This is a genomic window from Pseudomonas arcuscaelestis, assembly GCF_016881005.1.
Classification (GTDB): Bacteria; Pseudomonadota; Gammaproteobacteria; order Pseudomonadales; family Pseudomonadaceae; genus Aquipseudomonas; species Aquipseudomonas arcuscaelestis.
The window spans coordinates 84949-99745 of the sequence record NZ_JACOPV010000020.1 but is presented as its reverse complement, the minus strand read 5'-3'; the positions used below and the strand labels follow the sequence as shown (position 1 = coordinate 99745).

The 14797-nt window shown below is 59.8% G+C and carries 13 protein-coding genes; 6 read left to right on the top strand and 7 right to left on the bottom strand.

Annotation, left to right across the window (positions count from 1 at the left end):
* Positions 1-148 precede the first annotated feature (148 nt).
* The 6 genes from dusB (at position 149) to H8F21_RS25900 (ending at position 8192) form a co-directional block, all read left to right on the top strand.
* A complete protein-coding gene (gene dusB / locus H8F21_RS25925) occupies positions 149-1162 on the top strand; it encodes a tRNA dihydrouridine synthase DusB (RefSeq protein WP_203478906.1) in 1014 nt (337 codons plus the stop codon).
* A complete protein-coding gene (gene fis, locus H8F21_RS25920) occupies positions 1159-1479 on the top strand; it encodes a DNA-binding transcriptional regulator Fis (protein WP_003186237.1) in 321 nt (106 codons plus the stop codon). The genes dusB and fis overlap by 4 nt, the downstream gene beginning before the upstream one ends.
* Before the next feature lie 82 nt (positions 1480-1561).
* Positions 1562-3169 (top strand): bifunctional phosphoribosylaminoimidazolecarboxamide formyltransferase/IMP cyclohydrolase, encoded by a 1608-nt coding sequence (gene purH / locus H8F21_RS25915; protein WP_136478337.1) that lies wholly within the window; start codon positions 1562-1564, stop codon positions 3167-3169.
* 167 nt (positions 3170-3336) lie between these two features.
* Positions 3337-4632, top strand: coding sequence for a phosphoribosylamine--glycine ligase (gene purD / locus H8F21_RS25910; protein WP_203478901.1), 1296 nt, complete (start codon positions 3337-3339; stop codon positions 4630-4632).
* Between the two features lie 135 nt (positions 4633-4767).
* Positions 4768-7539 carry a hybrid sensor histidine kinase/response regulator gene (locus tag H8F21_RS25905; RefSeq protein ID WP_203585631.1) on the top strand — a complete coding sequence of 924 codons (2772 nt, stop codon included), beginning with the start codon at positions 4768-4770 and terminating at the stop codon, positions 7537-7539.
* 56 nt (positions 7540-7595) lie between these two features.
* A complete protein-coding gene (locus H8F21_RS25900; protein WP_136478340.1) occupies positions 7596-8192 on the top strand; it encodes a MarC family protein in 597 nt (198 codons plus the stop codon).
* Here H8F21_RS25900 and H8F21_RS25895 read toward each other — a convergent pair.
* From H8F21_RS25895 to cobG, 7 genes are all read right to left on the bottom strand, one after another.
* On the bottom strand, positions 8189-8812 hold the full coding sequence (locus tag H8F21_RS25895) for a hypothetical protein (RefSeq protein ID WP_203585630.1): 624 nt from the start codon (positions 8810-8812) through the stop codon (positions 8189-8191). The genes H8F21_RS25900 and H8F21_RS25895 overlap by 4 nt on opposite strands.
* Entirely contained in the window at positions 8805-9497 is a 693-nt protein-coding gene (locus H8F21_RS25890) for a hypothetical protein (RefSeq protein ID WP_203585629.1), read from the bottom strand. The genes H8F21_RS25895 and H8F21_RS25890 overlap by 8 nt, the downstream gene beginning before the upstream one ends.
* A 65-nt stretch (positions 9498-9562) precedes the next feature.
* Positions 9563-10252 carry a hypothetical protein gene (locus tag H8F21_RS25885; RefSeq protein WP_203478892.1) on the bottom strand — a complete coding sequence of 230 codons (690 nt, stop codon included), beginning with the start codon at positions 10250-10252 and terminating at the stop codon, positions 9563-9565.
* A gap of 101 nt (positions 10253-10353) precedes the next feature.
* Positions 10354-12054, bottom strand: a complete 1701-nt coding sequence (gene cobJ, locus H8F21_RS25880) for a precorrin-3B C(17)-methyltransferase (protein ID WP_203585628.1) — start codon at positions 12052-12054, stop codon at positions 10354-10356.
* Positions 12054-12788 (bottom strand): precorrin-2 C(20)-methyltransferase, encoded by a 735-nt coding sequence (locus H8F21_RS25875; protein WP_408004463.1) that lies wholly within the window; start codon positions 12786-12788, stop codon positions 12054-12056. The genes cobJ and H8F21_RS25875 overlap by 1 nt, the downstream gene beginning before the upstream one ends.
* Positions 12785-13411: a precorrin-8X methylmutase gene (locus tag H8F21_RS25870; RefSeq protein WP_203478886.1), complete on the bottom strand. Its 627-nt coding sequence runs from the start codon at positions 13409-13411 to the stop codon at positions 12785-12787. The genes H8F21_RS25875 and H8F21_RS25870 overlap by 4 nt, the downstream gene beginning before the upstream one ends.
* Complete coding sequence (gene cobG, locus H8F21_RS25865; RefSeq protein WP_268963110.1) at positions 13404-14741, bottom strand: precorrin-3B synthase; 1338 nt, start codon at positions 14739-14741, stop codon at positions 13404-13406. Before cobG ends, H8F21_RS25870 begins: the two co-directional genes overlap by 8 nt.
* Between the last annotated feature and the right edge of the window lie 56 nt (positions 14742-14797).

Here is a 14797-nt window from a genome sequence, read left to right as displayed (position 1 = left end):
CTTGATGTTTGGCGCTTACAACTTCGCGGCCTAACGCCGCAGTTGTTCAGATTTTATCCAAATCTATCTTTATCCGGTCACCGAGAGCGGGTATCATGCCCACCCTTTTTCGAACTCTAATGATCCGGCCCCACAACAGGGAACTCCTATGTCGGCGGTACGCATCGGCCCATATACACTGCAGAACAACCTGATCCTCGCGCCAATGGCCGGGGTTACGGACCAACCCTTTCGTCAGCTGTGCCGACGAATGGGTGCAGGCCTGGTGGTGTCGGAGATGGTCAGCAGTGACATGAGCTTGTGGAACAGCCGCAAGTCGCGTCTGCGCATGATTCACGAAGGTGATCCCGAGCCACGTTCGGTACAGATCGCCGGTGGAGACGCCCAGATGCTCGCCGCTGCAGCCCGGGCCAATGTCGAGGCCGGGGCACAGATCATCGACATCAATATGGGCTGTCCGGCAAAAAAAGTCTGCAACAAGGCTGCAGGCTCTGCTTTATTGAAAGATGAAGCTCTGGTCAGTGAGATCCTCCATGCGGTAGTTGCCGCCGTGGATGTGCCGGTCACACTGAAAATCCGCACGGGTTGGGACAGAGCGAACAAGAACGGCCTGATAGTGGCAAAGATTGCCGAGCAGGCCGGGATCCAGGCACTGGCGGTACACGGACGAACCCGCGCCGACCTTTACACCGGTGACGCCGAGTACGACACCATCGCTGCAATCAAGCAGGCGGTGTCGATCCCGGTTTTTGCCAATGGCGATATCACTTCGCCAGAAAAGGCCCGGGACGTGCTTCACGCGACCGGAGCCGACGGCCTGCTGATTGGCCGGGCAGCCCAAGGGCGGCCATGGATTTTTCGCGAGATCGAGCATTACCTGCGCACCGGTGAGCAATTACCAGCGCCGCAGTTGAAAGAAGTGGAAAGCATTTTGCTGGAGCACCTGACTGCACTGCACGCCTTTTACGGCGATGTGATGGGCGTACGCATCGCCCGCAAGCATGTCGGCTGGTACCTGGCAACGCTTCCGGGCGCCAAGGAGTTTCGCGCCCAGTTCAATCGTTTGGAAGATACGCAAGCGCAGTGCGCCGACGTTCGCGGTTTTTTCCGCGATCGTGAACAGAGCCTTGAGACAGAGGACGGACAAGGGGTGGCCGCATGACGATGATGACCGAGACTTTAGTGAGTGGAACAACGCCCGTGAGCGACAACGTCAACCTGAAACAGCACCTGAATACACCGAGCGAAGAAGGTCAGACCCTTCGCGGCAGTGTGGAAAAGGCGCTGCACAACTATTTCGCCCATCTTGAGGGCGCGGCCGTCACGGACGTGTACAACCTGGTGCTCTCGGAAGTCGAGGCGCCACTGCTCGAAAGCGTAATGAATTACGTCAAGGGCAACCAGACCAAGGCCAGTGAGCTGCTCGGACTCAACCGAGGCACCTTGCGAAAAAAGCTTAAGCAGTACGATTTGTTGTAAGCAAGCATCCAAACCAGAAAAGGCGGCTCCCATTCGATGAGGTCGCCTTTTTTGCTGACTCCACCGCGTTATGGAATCTGAAATGACCGACCAGACTACCCGCCTGCCGATCCGCCGCGCTTTGATCAGTGTCTCCGACAAGACCGGAATTCTTGAGTTCGCCCGAGAGCTGCAACAGCTCGGCGTCGAGATCCTGTCCACTGGCGGCACCTTCAAGCTGCTCCAGGACAACGGCGTTGCCGCGGTGGAAGTTGCCGACTACACCGGCTTTGCCGAAATGATGGACGGCCGGGTCAAGACCCTGCACCCGAAAATCCACGGTGGCATCCTTGGTCGTCGCGGCACCGACGACGCCATCATGGCCGAGCATGGCATCAAGCCAATCGATCTGGTCGCGGTCAACCTCTACCCGTTCGAAGCCACCATCTCCAAGCCAGGTTGTGACCTGCCTACCGCCATCGAAAACATCGATATCGGTGGCCCGACCATGGTTCGCTCGGCAGCCAAGAACCACAAGGACGTCGCCATCGTCGTCAACGCCAGCGACTACGCCCAGGTGCTCGAAGGCCTGAAGGCCGGTGGCCTGACCTACGCCCAGCGTTTCGACCTGATGCTCAAGGCCTTCGAACACACGGCCGCCTACGACGGCATGATCGCCAATTACATGGGCACCGTTAACCAAACGGCTGAAACCCTGAGCACTGAAGGCCGCAGCGAATTCCCGCGCACCTTCAACAGCCAGTTCGTCAAGGCTCAGGAAATGCGCTACGGCGAGAACCCGCACCAGAGCGCGGCGTTCTATGTCGAAGCCAAGCCTGCCGAGGCCGGTATCGCTACCGCCGTGCAGTTGCAAGGCAAAGAACTTTCGTACAACAACGTGGCCGATACCGACGCTGCGCTGGAATGCGTGAAGAGCTTCGTCAAGCCAGCCTGTGTCATCGTCAAGCACGCCAACCCGTGCGGCGTAGCCGTAAGCCCGGACGCCGAAGGCGGTATCCGCCAGGCCTACGAGCTGGCCTATGCGACCGATACCGAATCGGCATTCGGCGGTATCATCGCCTTTAACCGCGAGTTGGACGCCGAAACCGCCAAGGCCATCGTCGAGCGTCAGTTCGTCGAAGTGATCATTGCGCCAAGCGTCAGCGACGAAGCCCGTGCCGTGGTAGCCGCTAAAGCCAACGTACGCCTGCTCGCTTGCGGCGAATGGACGGCCGAGCGCGCTGCTGCCTGGGACTTCAAGCGCGTAACTGGCGGCCTGCTGGTACAGAGCCGCGACATAGGCATGATCGGTGCCGATGACCTCAAGGTTGTCACCCAGCGTGCGCCGACCGAGCAGGAAATCCACGACCTGATCTTCGCCTGGAAAGTGGCCAAGTACGTCAAGTCCAACGCCATCGTCTACGCCAAGAACCGCCAGACCATCGGTGTCGGCGCAGGCCAGATGAGCCGCGTCAACTCCGCTCGTATCGCTGCAATCAAAGCTGAGCATGCTGGCCTGCAGGTCCAAGGCGCAGTCATGGCATCGGACGCTTTCTTCCCGTTCCGTGACGGTATCGATAACGCGGCTAAAGTGGGTATCACTGCGGTGATCCAGCCAGGCGGCTCGATGCGTGATGCCGAAGTGATTGCTGCAGCCGACGAGGCCGGCATCGCCATGGTCTTCACCGGCATGCGCCACTTCCGTCACTGAGTGAGCCTGCGACACGCTTCAAGCTGCAAGCTGCAAGAAATGCGCATCGCGTCGCGTCCCCTTGCAGTTGCAGCCCCTTAAATTTCAGAGTTGCAAGCTACGCAGAAGGCCGTATTGGCTACTTAATCCTCTAGCTTGCAGCTTGCAGCGTCTGCGAAGGAGCCTTCATGAACATTTTGATTATCGGTAGCGGCGGTCGTGAACACGCCCTGGCCTGGAAAGTCGCTCAGGATCCTCGAGTCGAGAAAGTTTTCGTCGCTCCAGGCAACGCCGGCACAGCCATCGAAGCCAAGTGCGAGAACGTCGATATCGACGTCACTGCCCTGGAACAACTCGCCGACTTCGCCGAAAAGAACGTCGCCCTGACTATCGTTGGCCCGGAAGGTCCGTTGGTTGCAGGTGTTGTTGATCTGTTCCGCAGCCGCGGCCTGGACTGCTTCGGTCCAACCAAGGGCGCAGCCCAACTGGAAGGTTCCAAGGCGTTCACCAAGGACTTCCTGGCCCGCCACAAGATCCCTACCGCTGACTACCAGAACTTCACCGAGGTCGAGCCTGCCCTGGCTTACCTGCGTGAAAAAGGCGCTCCGATCGTGATCAAAGCCGACGGTCTGGCCGCCGGTAAAGGCGTGATCGTCGCCATGACCCTGGCCGAAGCCGAAGACGCCGTACGTGACATGCTCGCGGGCAACGCTTTTGGTGAAGCTGGTTCGCGCGTGGTTATCGAAGAGTTCCTCGACGGCGAAGAAGCCAGCTTCATCGTCATGGTCGATGGTGAAAACGTATTGCCAATGGCCACCAGCCAGGACCATAAACGTGTTGGCGACGGCGATACCGGCCCGAACACCGGCGGCATGGGTGCCTACTCGCCTGCCCCGGTAGTCACTGGCGAAGTACATCAGCGCGTGATGGATCTGGTGATCTGGCCAACCGTGCGTGGCATGGCTGCAGAAGGTAATGTCTATACCGGCTTCCTGTATGCCGGTTTGATGATCGACAAGGCCGGCAACCCGAAAGTCATCGAATTCAACTGCCGCTTCGGCGACCCGGAAACCCAGCCAATCATGCTGCGCCTGGAGTCGAGCCTGGTGCTGCTGATCGAGGCCGCATTTGCCAAGGCCCTGAACAAGGTCGAAGCGCAGTGGAACCCGCAGCCTAGCCTGGGCGTTGTCCTTGCCGCTGGCGGCTATCCGGGTGACTACAGCAAAGGTGCTGTCATCAACGGTCTGGACGCTGCCGCCAAACTGGCCGGCAAGGTGTTCCACGCCGGTACCGCCCTGAAGGACGGCAACGTGGTCGCCACCGGTGGCCGGGTACTCTGTGCCACTGCCATGGGCGAAACCGTCGAGGCTGCGCAACAGCAGGCTTACCGCCTGGCCGCAGAAGTCAGCTGGGAAGGCAGCTTCTACCGCACAGACATCGGCTACCGCGCCATTGCCCGCGAACGCGGTGAACATCAGCAGTAACAAAGCGCCAGAAAGCAGCGCTGCCAATGGCGGCCTGCTTCCAGCCTGTCGACAGGGCCCCACGTGGGCCTTGCCTTCACCTTGGCGCGCCGCGCATAGTTATCATTCGGCACTTTGCTAAGAAGGGATCTCGTCGTGCGTTGGCTCAGGATCGCCATAGGCCTCACCGTCAGTTTGCTGACAATGCTCTGCCTGTTTCCGGCTGCGGCCGAACAAGGCAGTGGCTGGGCCGTTTTGCTCGACGAGCAGGCAAGCCTGCAACTCAGTGACGTACGTTCCGAACGCTACCGCACGCAATTTAGCCCAATCCAGCTAGACCAACTTGATGCCGCAACGCCAAACGAGGCGCTGTGGCTGCATTACCGCCTGGACCCCGGACAGCACGAACAGTTGCTGCGAGTCTTTGCTCCGGACCTCTCCCGCCTGGACCTGTATGCGCTGGACGGCGATCACCTGGTAAAACACATACACAATGGCCGGGTGTCCGATAACGGCGAACTGAGCGTTCGCAGCAGCGACCATCAACTGGCGCTGCCCAACAGTGCGCGCACACTGGATGTCTACCTGCGACTGGTTTCCGAGCACCAACTGCGCCCCAGTATCAGCCTTGAGCCAGCCACCAAGGTCGCCGCAGACCAACGCCAGACCCTGATGTTCGGCCTGTTGATTGGCTGCCTGCTGATGCTGATGCTGCACAACCTCATCCGCTTTGCCTATTCGCGCTCCTCAACCAGCTTGAGCCTGGCGGCCTATCACGGGTTGATGCTGCTCAGCGCGCTAATCCTGCTCAACCTCAGTGGCCCATGGTGGAGCCTCTGGCACTCAGCTCAGACCCCGGCAGCCTACCTTACGGCGTTGCTGGCGAGCCTGGCCGGGCTGACCTTCACCCTGCGTTTTTTTGCCCCCTGCGGCCAACCGCGTCTGAGCCGTCTGCTGCAGGCAGAAATGATCCTGATCGGGCTCTGCGGCTTGCTGCTGCTGTTTGTCGATACCCTGCCGCTGAACCTGATGACCTACGTGCTGTTCGGCCTGGGTAGCGTGAGCATGCTGCTTATTGCCGGTTACCACTGGTACAAGGGCTATGCGCCTGCACGCATGTTCGCCTTGGCGATGCTGCTCTTCAACCTTGGCTGCCTGGTGGTTCTACCTGCGCTGCTCGGGCTGACCCGCACACCGACACAATGGTTGCTGTTCACCCTGCTGGGCTTGACCAGCCTGAGCGGATTGCTGCTCAACCTGTCAGTCAGCGAGCGCTTGCGGCGGATCAGCGAGGAACGCTCCAGCGCCAGTCGCGAACTGGCAGCCAGCAACGCCGAAATCAACGCCAAGGCCGAGTTCCTGGCCAAGATCAGCCATGAGATCCGTACGCCCATGAACGGCGTGCTGGGCATGACCGAGTTGCTGCTGGGCACTCCCCTGTCGGTCAAGCAACGTGACTATGTACAGACCATTCATAGTGCAGGCAACGAACTGCTCACCCTGATCAACGAAATTCTCGACATTTCCAAACTTGAATCGGGGCAGATCGAACTCGACGATGTGCAGTTCGACCTCAACGCGTTGATCGAAGATTGCTTGAGTATTTTCCGTGCCAAGGCCGAACAGCAGAATATCGAGCTGATCAGTTTCACCCAGCCACAAGTGCCAAGGGTCATCAGTGGCGACCCGACACGCCTGCGCCAGGCGCTATTGAGCCTGTTGGAAAACGCCCTGAAAAAGACCGAGCAAGGCGAAATCCTCCTGGTTGTTGCACTCGATCAACGCGGCAACTCTCCGCGTCTGCGCATCGCTGTGCAAGACAGCGGCGAGGCCATGGCGCCCGGCGAGCGTGAAGCGCTGCTGCAGGCCGAACTGCACAGCAAGAATTTCCTTTCCAGCAACAAACTGGGCGGGCATCTGGGCCTGGTCATTGCCAAGCAATTGATTGCCCTGATGCAGGGCGAATTCGGTATCAAGGCCAACCATGGCCTGGGCAACACCTTGTGGCTGACCTTGCCGCTGGACCCTCAACGCCTGGAACAGCCTGCAGCCGACCTCGATGTCCCGCTGCGCGGCGCTCGAGTACTGGTGGTGGATGACAATGACACCTGTCGCAAGGTCCTGGTGCAGCAGTGCAGTGCCTGGGGCATGAACGTCAGCGCCGTGCCTTCCGGCAAGGAAGCCCTGGCCATGTTGCGCACCAAGGCACACCTGCGCGATTACTTCGATGCCGTGCTGCTTGACCAGAACATGCCAGGCATGACCGGCATGCAGTTGGCCGCCAAGATCAAAGAAGACCCGAGCCTCAACCACGACATTCTGCTGATCATGCTTACTGGCATCAGCAATGCGCCAAGCAAGGTGATTGCACGTAATGCGGGGGTCAAGCGGATCCTGGCCAAACCGGTCGCGGGCTACACCCTCAAGACCACCCTTGCGGAGGAGCTGTCGCAACGCAGCAAAGACCAGCCGATCATCCCGGCTCCGGTAAACCTCGGCGCGCTGCTGCACCTGCCCAGTGACTTCCGCATCCTGGTGGCTGAAGACAACAGTATTTCCACCAAGGTCATCCGCGGCATGCTCGGCAAACTCAGCCTGGAGCCCGATACCGCCAGCAACGGTGAAGAAGCGCTGCAGTTGATGAAGGCCCACCGCTATGACCTGGTGTTGATGGATTGCGAAATGCCTGTGCTCGACGGTTTCTCCGCCACGCAGCAACTACGCATCTGGGAAATCAGCACTCAGCGCAAGCGTACGCCCGTGGTAGCCCTGACTGCGCACATCCTGGCAGAGCACAAGGAGCGCGCACGATTGGCCGGTATGGATGGCCACATGGCCAAGCCAGTAGAGCTGTCGCAACTGCGTGCACTGATCGAACATTGGGTTGCACACCGAGAAGCCGAAACCGATGAGATACCGACCTCTTGAGCGCGACAGGCGCTGATACACTTGCTTGACTGTCCCTTCTGCCGCGAGCCACCACTATGCTCCATGAGTTGTTCAGCGTTTACATGAAAATGCTTGTGCTCTACAGCCCATTCTTCGTGCTCTCGTGCTTCATCAGTCTGACCCGCGGCCACTCCACCAAAGAGCGCAAGCAATTGGCCTGGCGCGTGGCATTTGCGGCGCTGATCGCAAGCGTGGTGCTGTATTTGTTTGGCCGGGCCATCTTTGGGGTGTTCGGCATTACCGCCGATGCCTTTCGCATTGGTGCAGGCAGTGTGCTGTTCATTTCCGCATTAGGAATGGCCCAAGGTAAATCCACGGTGCAAACCGACAATGTGCAGCAAGACGTTACCATTGTCCCGTTGACCATTCCCCTGACCGTTGGGCCGGGTACGATCGGCGCCTTGCTGGTGATGGGCGTTGGCCATCCGGAATGGGAGGACAAACTGCTCGCCATCATCAGCATCGCCCTGGCCAGCTTCACCGTCGGCCTGGTGCTGTACCTGTCTCACCGCATCGAACGGATCCTGGGTGACCAGGGCTTGCAGATTGTCAGCCGCTTGATGGGTCTGTTTGTTTGCGCGCTGGCCGCACAGATTATCTTTACCGGGATCAAGGGCTATCTGGTGCCCTAGATCTGCAGCTCGATAATCTCGCGCAGAGCGACAGCTTCAAGGCTTTTTTCCACTTTGGCGCGGAACTGCTGTTCAAACAGACGCACGTTGAAACGCACCAGTTCAGCCTTGACCAGCTGTTGTGTGCGCTCGCGAAACAGAAAGTCTGTAGAGAGCTGCGACTGCTCGAGCGCTTCGTGGTAGACCACCATATCTACGCAGCCATTGCGGGCCGGTGCACAGGGTAACAACTGAAAAACACCCTGCTCACGCGTACGCTGCTCGAACTGCAGCCTGGCCGTGGTATTTAAACCAAGCCCCTGCATGGCCAGTTGCATCCCACTCACGTAATGGCTGCCGGCCACAGCCGAAATAGCCAGCAGTGCCTTATCAACGATTTCGGATCGATCATTGTCTGGCCAATGCACCTCACTCGCGGGCAACGCATCCCAGCCATAAAACTTCAGTTTGTTCTTGTAGTAACCGTACCAGTCCGTGATCAGACCAAGCTCATAGGCAAAGCGGGTTTGCTGTTCGGCTTGCAGTAATGCCAGTTTCACCGAACTTCTTTGGGCCAAGGACACATCAGCCATGAACGATACAAGACCTGCCCCGATTACTGCAGCTTGGGGCTTATTCATGGTTGCCTCCTTGCTTCTTGCCCAATTCCAACAGGTAGCATCGTTCCTGTTGTTTACGCTCGATCAACCTGCGCAACTCTTCGCGGCGCGGTGCAAACAATGCACAGTCCAGTTGCGCGGACTGCCCCTTGATAAGTACCTCGCCCTGAATTGTATTGGCGTACAGCGGCTGCTCGATCGTCACTTGCTCCAGTTGCGAGGACGTCTGCAACGCGATGCTGCACATATCGATAGTCGGTCCCTGGTGCACCAAGCCAATTTCCAGCGCAACCCGAGTACCGCTGGCATCGCCGTCAAAGGTAAATGACCGAAAAATGTCCAGGCCATCCTGCTCTCTCCCAAGCATATCCAAGCCCTGCTCGACAATACGTGAAGCCCCGGCATGACGGCCTTCCAACCACAAGGTCAAGGGCTGGACCGGCGCCAACATCGATGCTCGGCCACTTGGCGTCTGCGTATTCTGAAACAGCTGGGTCAAAATCCAGTCTCGCTCGGACAGTTCGCTGCGATAGCGGCTGTACCATTGGGTGTAATCAGTAAAGCGCGAGCCTACGGCTTTATTGGCCACCAGTTGCGCATACAACAGCGAATCGAACACCGCCTGGCGTTCGCTGAGCGATACCTGAGGTGCTATCAGCAACAAGGTGCCGCCGGCCATCCATAGCGAATAATTGTCTGTGTTCATGTCCCTTCCTTGTCCAGATCAGTTCGAGCATTCGGGATGACTCATGCACAAGCCATCCCGAGCGATCAGATTTCGTAATCCAGGACGTTGGCCATGGAACGCTCGCCCAACTTGTCTTCGATGGTGCTGCGTACACGTTCATAGAGGGATTTGTTAAACGACAATGCGGCAGTGCCCGTATAGAACGCCTCGGCGGTGCAGTTCCACTCGAGTACAAACAGATCCAGATCGTGCTTTGAGGTATTGGTGTGAACACAGCCCATTGCCAGCACCACCTCACCTTCGCTGGTCTCAATGCAGGAAGCCAAGCCGATATTGGCGGTGCTTCTATTTTTGACGTTGCGATCAAAAAGCTTCTGGGCCTCGGCGACCAGGCCAAGTTTCTCCATGGCATCCCCAGCAAGCTTGCTCAACAGCTCGCCAGGTGCGCCACCCAGAATAGCGGTTCCCATGGCACCGATGGCCTTAGAGGTAATGGCCGCGATTGTCAGCGCTTGGGTGGAGGCACTTTCCCGCTCGTAGCTCCGACGAGCGGTGACCCAGCCACAGTCCTGCATGACTTTGAGAAACTGCTTGAACCACGCCTCACCCTGGCCTTCCTGGTCATAAAGCTTGCTGGCGACCAGCGAGGCAAAGTGGTAGGCGTTCTTCACATCGGTACGGCTCTGCAGCGACATGCCGGCGCCGAAAGCCATCAGCGATTGTTCAACGACTGCAGCAGTGTTGCTGATCAGGATTTCTGTCTTCTCGGTCATAGCGAATAGTCCTTTTCATGAAGCCCCGGGCGAATCGCTGGGAGCCCCACACTATTCGAGAGAGCTGTTTGGATCAGGATCGAAAGCTTTCCCCTGCAACCTCAATCCTGTGCTGGATACCAGCGCGGGGTGTACACCCACTGTCCACCGTCAGCACGGTCGAAACCGCAGGTGGTCGACGAACCGACCAGCACCATGGTGCGCATATCGACCATCTCCGATTGCAGCTCGCCGAGGGAGACGACCTTCAATGTCTGCCCTGGCCTGCCAATGTCTCGGCCAAGTACCACAGGGGTATCTGCGCTACGATGCTGGCGAACGATCTCCAGGGCCCGGCCCAATTGCCAAGGTCGCGAGCGCGAGATCGGGTTGTAGAACGCCAATGCCAGGTCGGCCTGGCAAGCCAGATCCAGACGTTTCTCGATGATCGACCAGGGTTTGAGATTGTCCGAAAGCGACAATACGCAGAAGTCATGACCCAAGGGTGCGCCTGCCTGAGCGGCGGTTGCCAGGGAAGCGGAAACACCGGGCAGCATCTGCAGGTCGACAGCGTGCCAATGCGGATCGCTCGATTCGTGCAACGCTTCCAGCACGGCAGCAGCCATGGCGAACACGCCAGGATCACCTGAGGACACCACCACCACCGAACGCCCCTGCGCAGCCAGCTCGAAGGCGTGCCGGGCACGTTGCATCTCTTCACGGTTGTCAGTGCAGTGCATGACCTGATCGGCGCGAAAAGGGCCAGCCATGCGCACATAGGTTTCATAACCGAGAATGTCATTGGCGCGGGCCAGCTCGGCCTTGACTGCTGGCACCATGAACTCGGCGGCGCCAGGCCCCAAACCGATCACCGCCAGTCGTCCGCGAGCACGGCCAATTTGCGCTGGGTCGATCGGCTGATTGGCAACCAGAATGGCCAAACCATCGGTAATCGGCTGCGGTGGCAGCAATTGCGGCATGACCTGCTCTGCCAGCGCACTGGCGCTCTGGGCGGCGGGTGCAAAGCGTAGCGGTATGTCCAACGCTGCTGCTGCCGCGTGCAGCGACGCATCGGCCATCAATGCGTCGCTCGCCAACAGACAGGCAAGTGCAGGTTCGGCAATGCGTAGCTCGCGCAGCGCATCACGCACCACGGTTGCCAGCTCCGGCACCGCGGCATTCACCGCAACCAGTACGCACCGTGGGTAAATAACGAGTTCCTGAGCCGAGACATCCCGTGCGTCACAGCCCACATGAATAGCCAGTTGTGCCTGCTCGCTTTGCGGCAATTGTGCTTGTGCCAACCAAGGCGCATGCCCCTCGATACGCACCGACTCGCCCGCGAGCAAATCGGAAACAAAACGTTTGCCCAGTTCCAGGTCGGCCAGGGCGTAGCCCGTTGGCGGATTGAGCAGGCAGGTACCGAAACGCAGCTCTCCGCTGGTGGTAATCGCCGGGGCGACGCCCAGCCCGGCAGCGATTTCGCGCGCCATGACGTTGACCCCACCCAACCCGCCGAGCAAAGGCACAACCGCGCTGCCATCCTCAGCCACAGCCAGTACCGGCGGCTCGGCGCCTTTTTCCAGTAACACCCCTGCCAGGGTGCGAATCACGATGCCTGCGGCGCACAGGGCGATGATCGGTGTGTCCTGTTGATAGAGCTGTCGCAGCGTAGCGCCGAACCCCGGGTAGCTGCAGTCAACCTCCTCGACCCGCCCTTGCAGACCGTGGATCAACGCATCGGGGTACAACTGCTGGATCTTACGAGCAGTGGCCAGGCTGCCTTTGCCAAGAATGACAATCGCCGGTGCTTTACGAGTCATCAGCCCTGCCACCTTTCACCGGGAACAATAATCAGCGAGAAGTACGGCGACGACTGCGGGTCGACCTCATCCAGTGCGACGATCTTCTGGTTGGCCATGGTCGCGCGCTCCACATACAAAGCGCGATCTGCCATGCCCAGCTCGGTCAGCACCTCGCGAACCTTGGGGAAGTTGCGTCCTAGTTTCATGATCACCGCCGCGTCGGCGTCGGTCAGGCGGCGCTTGAGCTCGGCATGCGGCAGCACACCCGAAAGTACCGACAGGCTTTGATTGCGGTAAACCAGAGGGGCACCCAATACCGAGGCGCCGCCGAGCATCGAGCAGACCCCTGGAATCACCTGGGCCTCGTAACGTTCGGCAAGGCGGTCGTGCAGGTACATGTAGGAGCCGTAGAAGAACGGATCGCCTTCGCAGATCACCGCGACATCACGCCCGGCGTCCAGATGCGCGGCGACTTCCAGGCTGGCAGCATCATAAAAATCGCTGATGACCTGTTCATAGGACAGCGGCGCTGGCAGTACCTCGGTGGTCACTGGATACACCAGCGGCAGAAGGGTCTGGGCTTGCTGCAAATGGCCTTCGATAATGCCGAAGGCGTTGCCCCGCTTGCCCTTGGCAACGAAGTACGCCACCACCGGCGATTCGCGCAGCAAGCGCAGGGCCTTTACGGTTATCAGTTCTGGATCGCCTGGCCCTACGCCCAGGCCCAGCAAACGTCCACGCGCCTGCATCATTCGACCTCCGTGGCCAGAGCATTGACTGCCGCAGCCGCCATGGCGCTGCCACCCAGGCGCCCCTGCATGATCACAAAAGGTACGCCGCGGCTATCGGCAGCGAGCATCGCCTTGGATTCGGCGGCGCCGACAAAGCCTACCGGGAAGCCAAGGATCAAGGCGGGCTTAGGTGCGCCGGCATCGAGCATCTCCAGCAGGTAGAACAGGGCGGTCGGCGCATTGCCGATCACCACCACGCTACCTTCCAGGTGCGGGCGCCAAAGCTCCAGGGCGACCGCCGACCGGGTGTTGCCCAGTTCACGGGCAAGCGCCGGTACTTGCTCATCCCGCAAGGTGCAGATCACCTCGTTGTTCGCCGGAAGGCGAGCACGGGTGATGCCCTCGGACACCATGCGTGCATCACAGAGAATCGGCGCGCCCTTGGCCAAGGCTTCGCGTCCGGCAGCACCTGCGCCCGGTGAGAACTGCAGGCCATCGATGGCGTCGACCATGCCACAGGCATGAATGACTCGAACCGCGAGTTTTTCCAGATCGGCAGGAATGCGATCGAGCCGAGCCTCCTCTCGAATGATCGCGAAAGAATTGCGATAGATCTCCTGACCATCGCGGATGTAATCAATCATCAAGGGTGCTCCGTGAGCGGGCGTCTAGCAGTGCGCCGGCTTCTTTCAGTGTGAGGTTGCGTGCGCGCAGGCTGCCGAAGCCCGGCCGGCCTGCGTCACGCAGATATAAGTCGTAGTGTCCCGGGCTTTGTGCCAACAGGGTTGCCGGGGCGGCATGAGCCAAGGCACAGGAGCGTGGACAGGCGCTCAGGTGCACGCTGGCCGGTGCGCCGCTGGCGAGCAATGTGGCCAGCAGACGCGCGTCGCCCTTGGTGTCGGCCTGAGCCTTGGCGCAGCCGTCCGAGCCGGTGCAGGCAACCAGGCGGGCGAGTTTTTCATCCGCCGAGCAAAGCAGGCCCAATTGGGCCAGCTCGCTAAGCACGGTGTCTACCTGGCACTGCGCAATATTGGGCAGCAGCAGGCTCTGCCAGGGCGTGACGCGCAAGGTGCCATCGCCCCATGTGCGCGCAAGCGACGCAGCGCCACGTAGCATGCCAGGGCTCAAACGGCCCAGTGGTGCGGCACCGCCAACAGCGCTCATGCCCGCTTGTTGCTGCGGATAACTGCCCAGGTAATTGCCGCCTGTGGTTGTTTTGCGCCGCCATTGCAGCACGCTCGAATCCGCACGCACCTCTAGGCCTAACCCAGCAACAACGTCTGTTGGCGACTGCTCGAGCAGCAAGTGGCGCATCCGCGTCTGCTCCGGCCGGGCCAGGTCGAGAAAGCGATTCAACACCGCCAGCACCAGTTCATGCCCCTGGGCTAGCGGAACAGCGCCGAGCGGCGAGTCGTCTGCCGGGCAGCCTGCCAGCCCGAACGCCAACCAGATTTCGTCGTCCAGGCGCAAAGGGCTCAGCCACACGTCGTGGTGGTGTTCAAGCATTGCCAACCCTTCGCCGCCATCCATTTGCACAGCAAACTTTGCCGACAGCTCATGCAAGCGCGGGGTGGTTTCCAGCGACTCCAGGACCTGCGCGGCCAACGGCCGAGTATCGAATAGCATCAGCGGATCAACGCCTGCTGTAGGGCTGAGCATCAGGTTGCGCACATCATCACCGGCGGCATCGCGCGGGCCGAGGCCGCTCGCCAGCAACATCTGGATCAACCCGGCTTGTTCGCTGCCAATACCCCGAATCTGCAAGTTGCCACGGTTGGTGGCCTCTATCTCGCCAGCCGAAAAGTGTTCGGCGCCAGCGGCAACGGCATCGGCTTGATCGGCCGATATCGCCCCACCTGCCAGTTTGATCCGGCAGATGCCACCGTCCTTGGCCTGGACGATGCGCAGCAACCCCGGACAACCCGAGGGACGTAACGGAGCAGGGGGCTGGTGGGCCGAAAAAGGCTGGTTCAAAAGGTCACCCGACAATCGTGAAAAGGCACTTCAGTGTAGAAGGCGCGGTATTATGC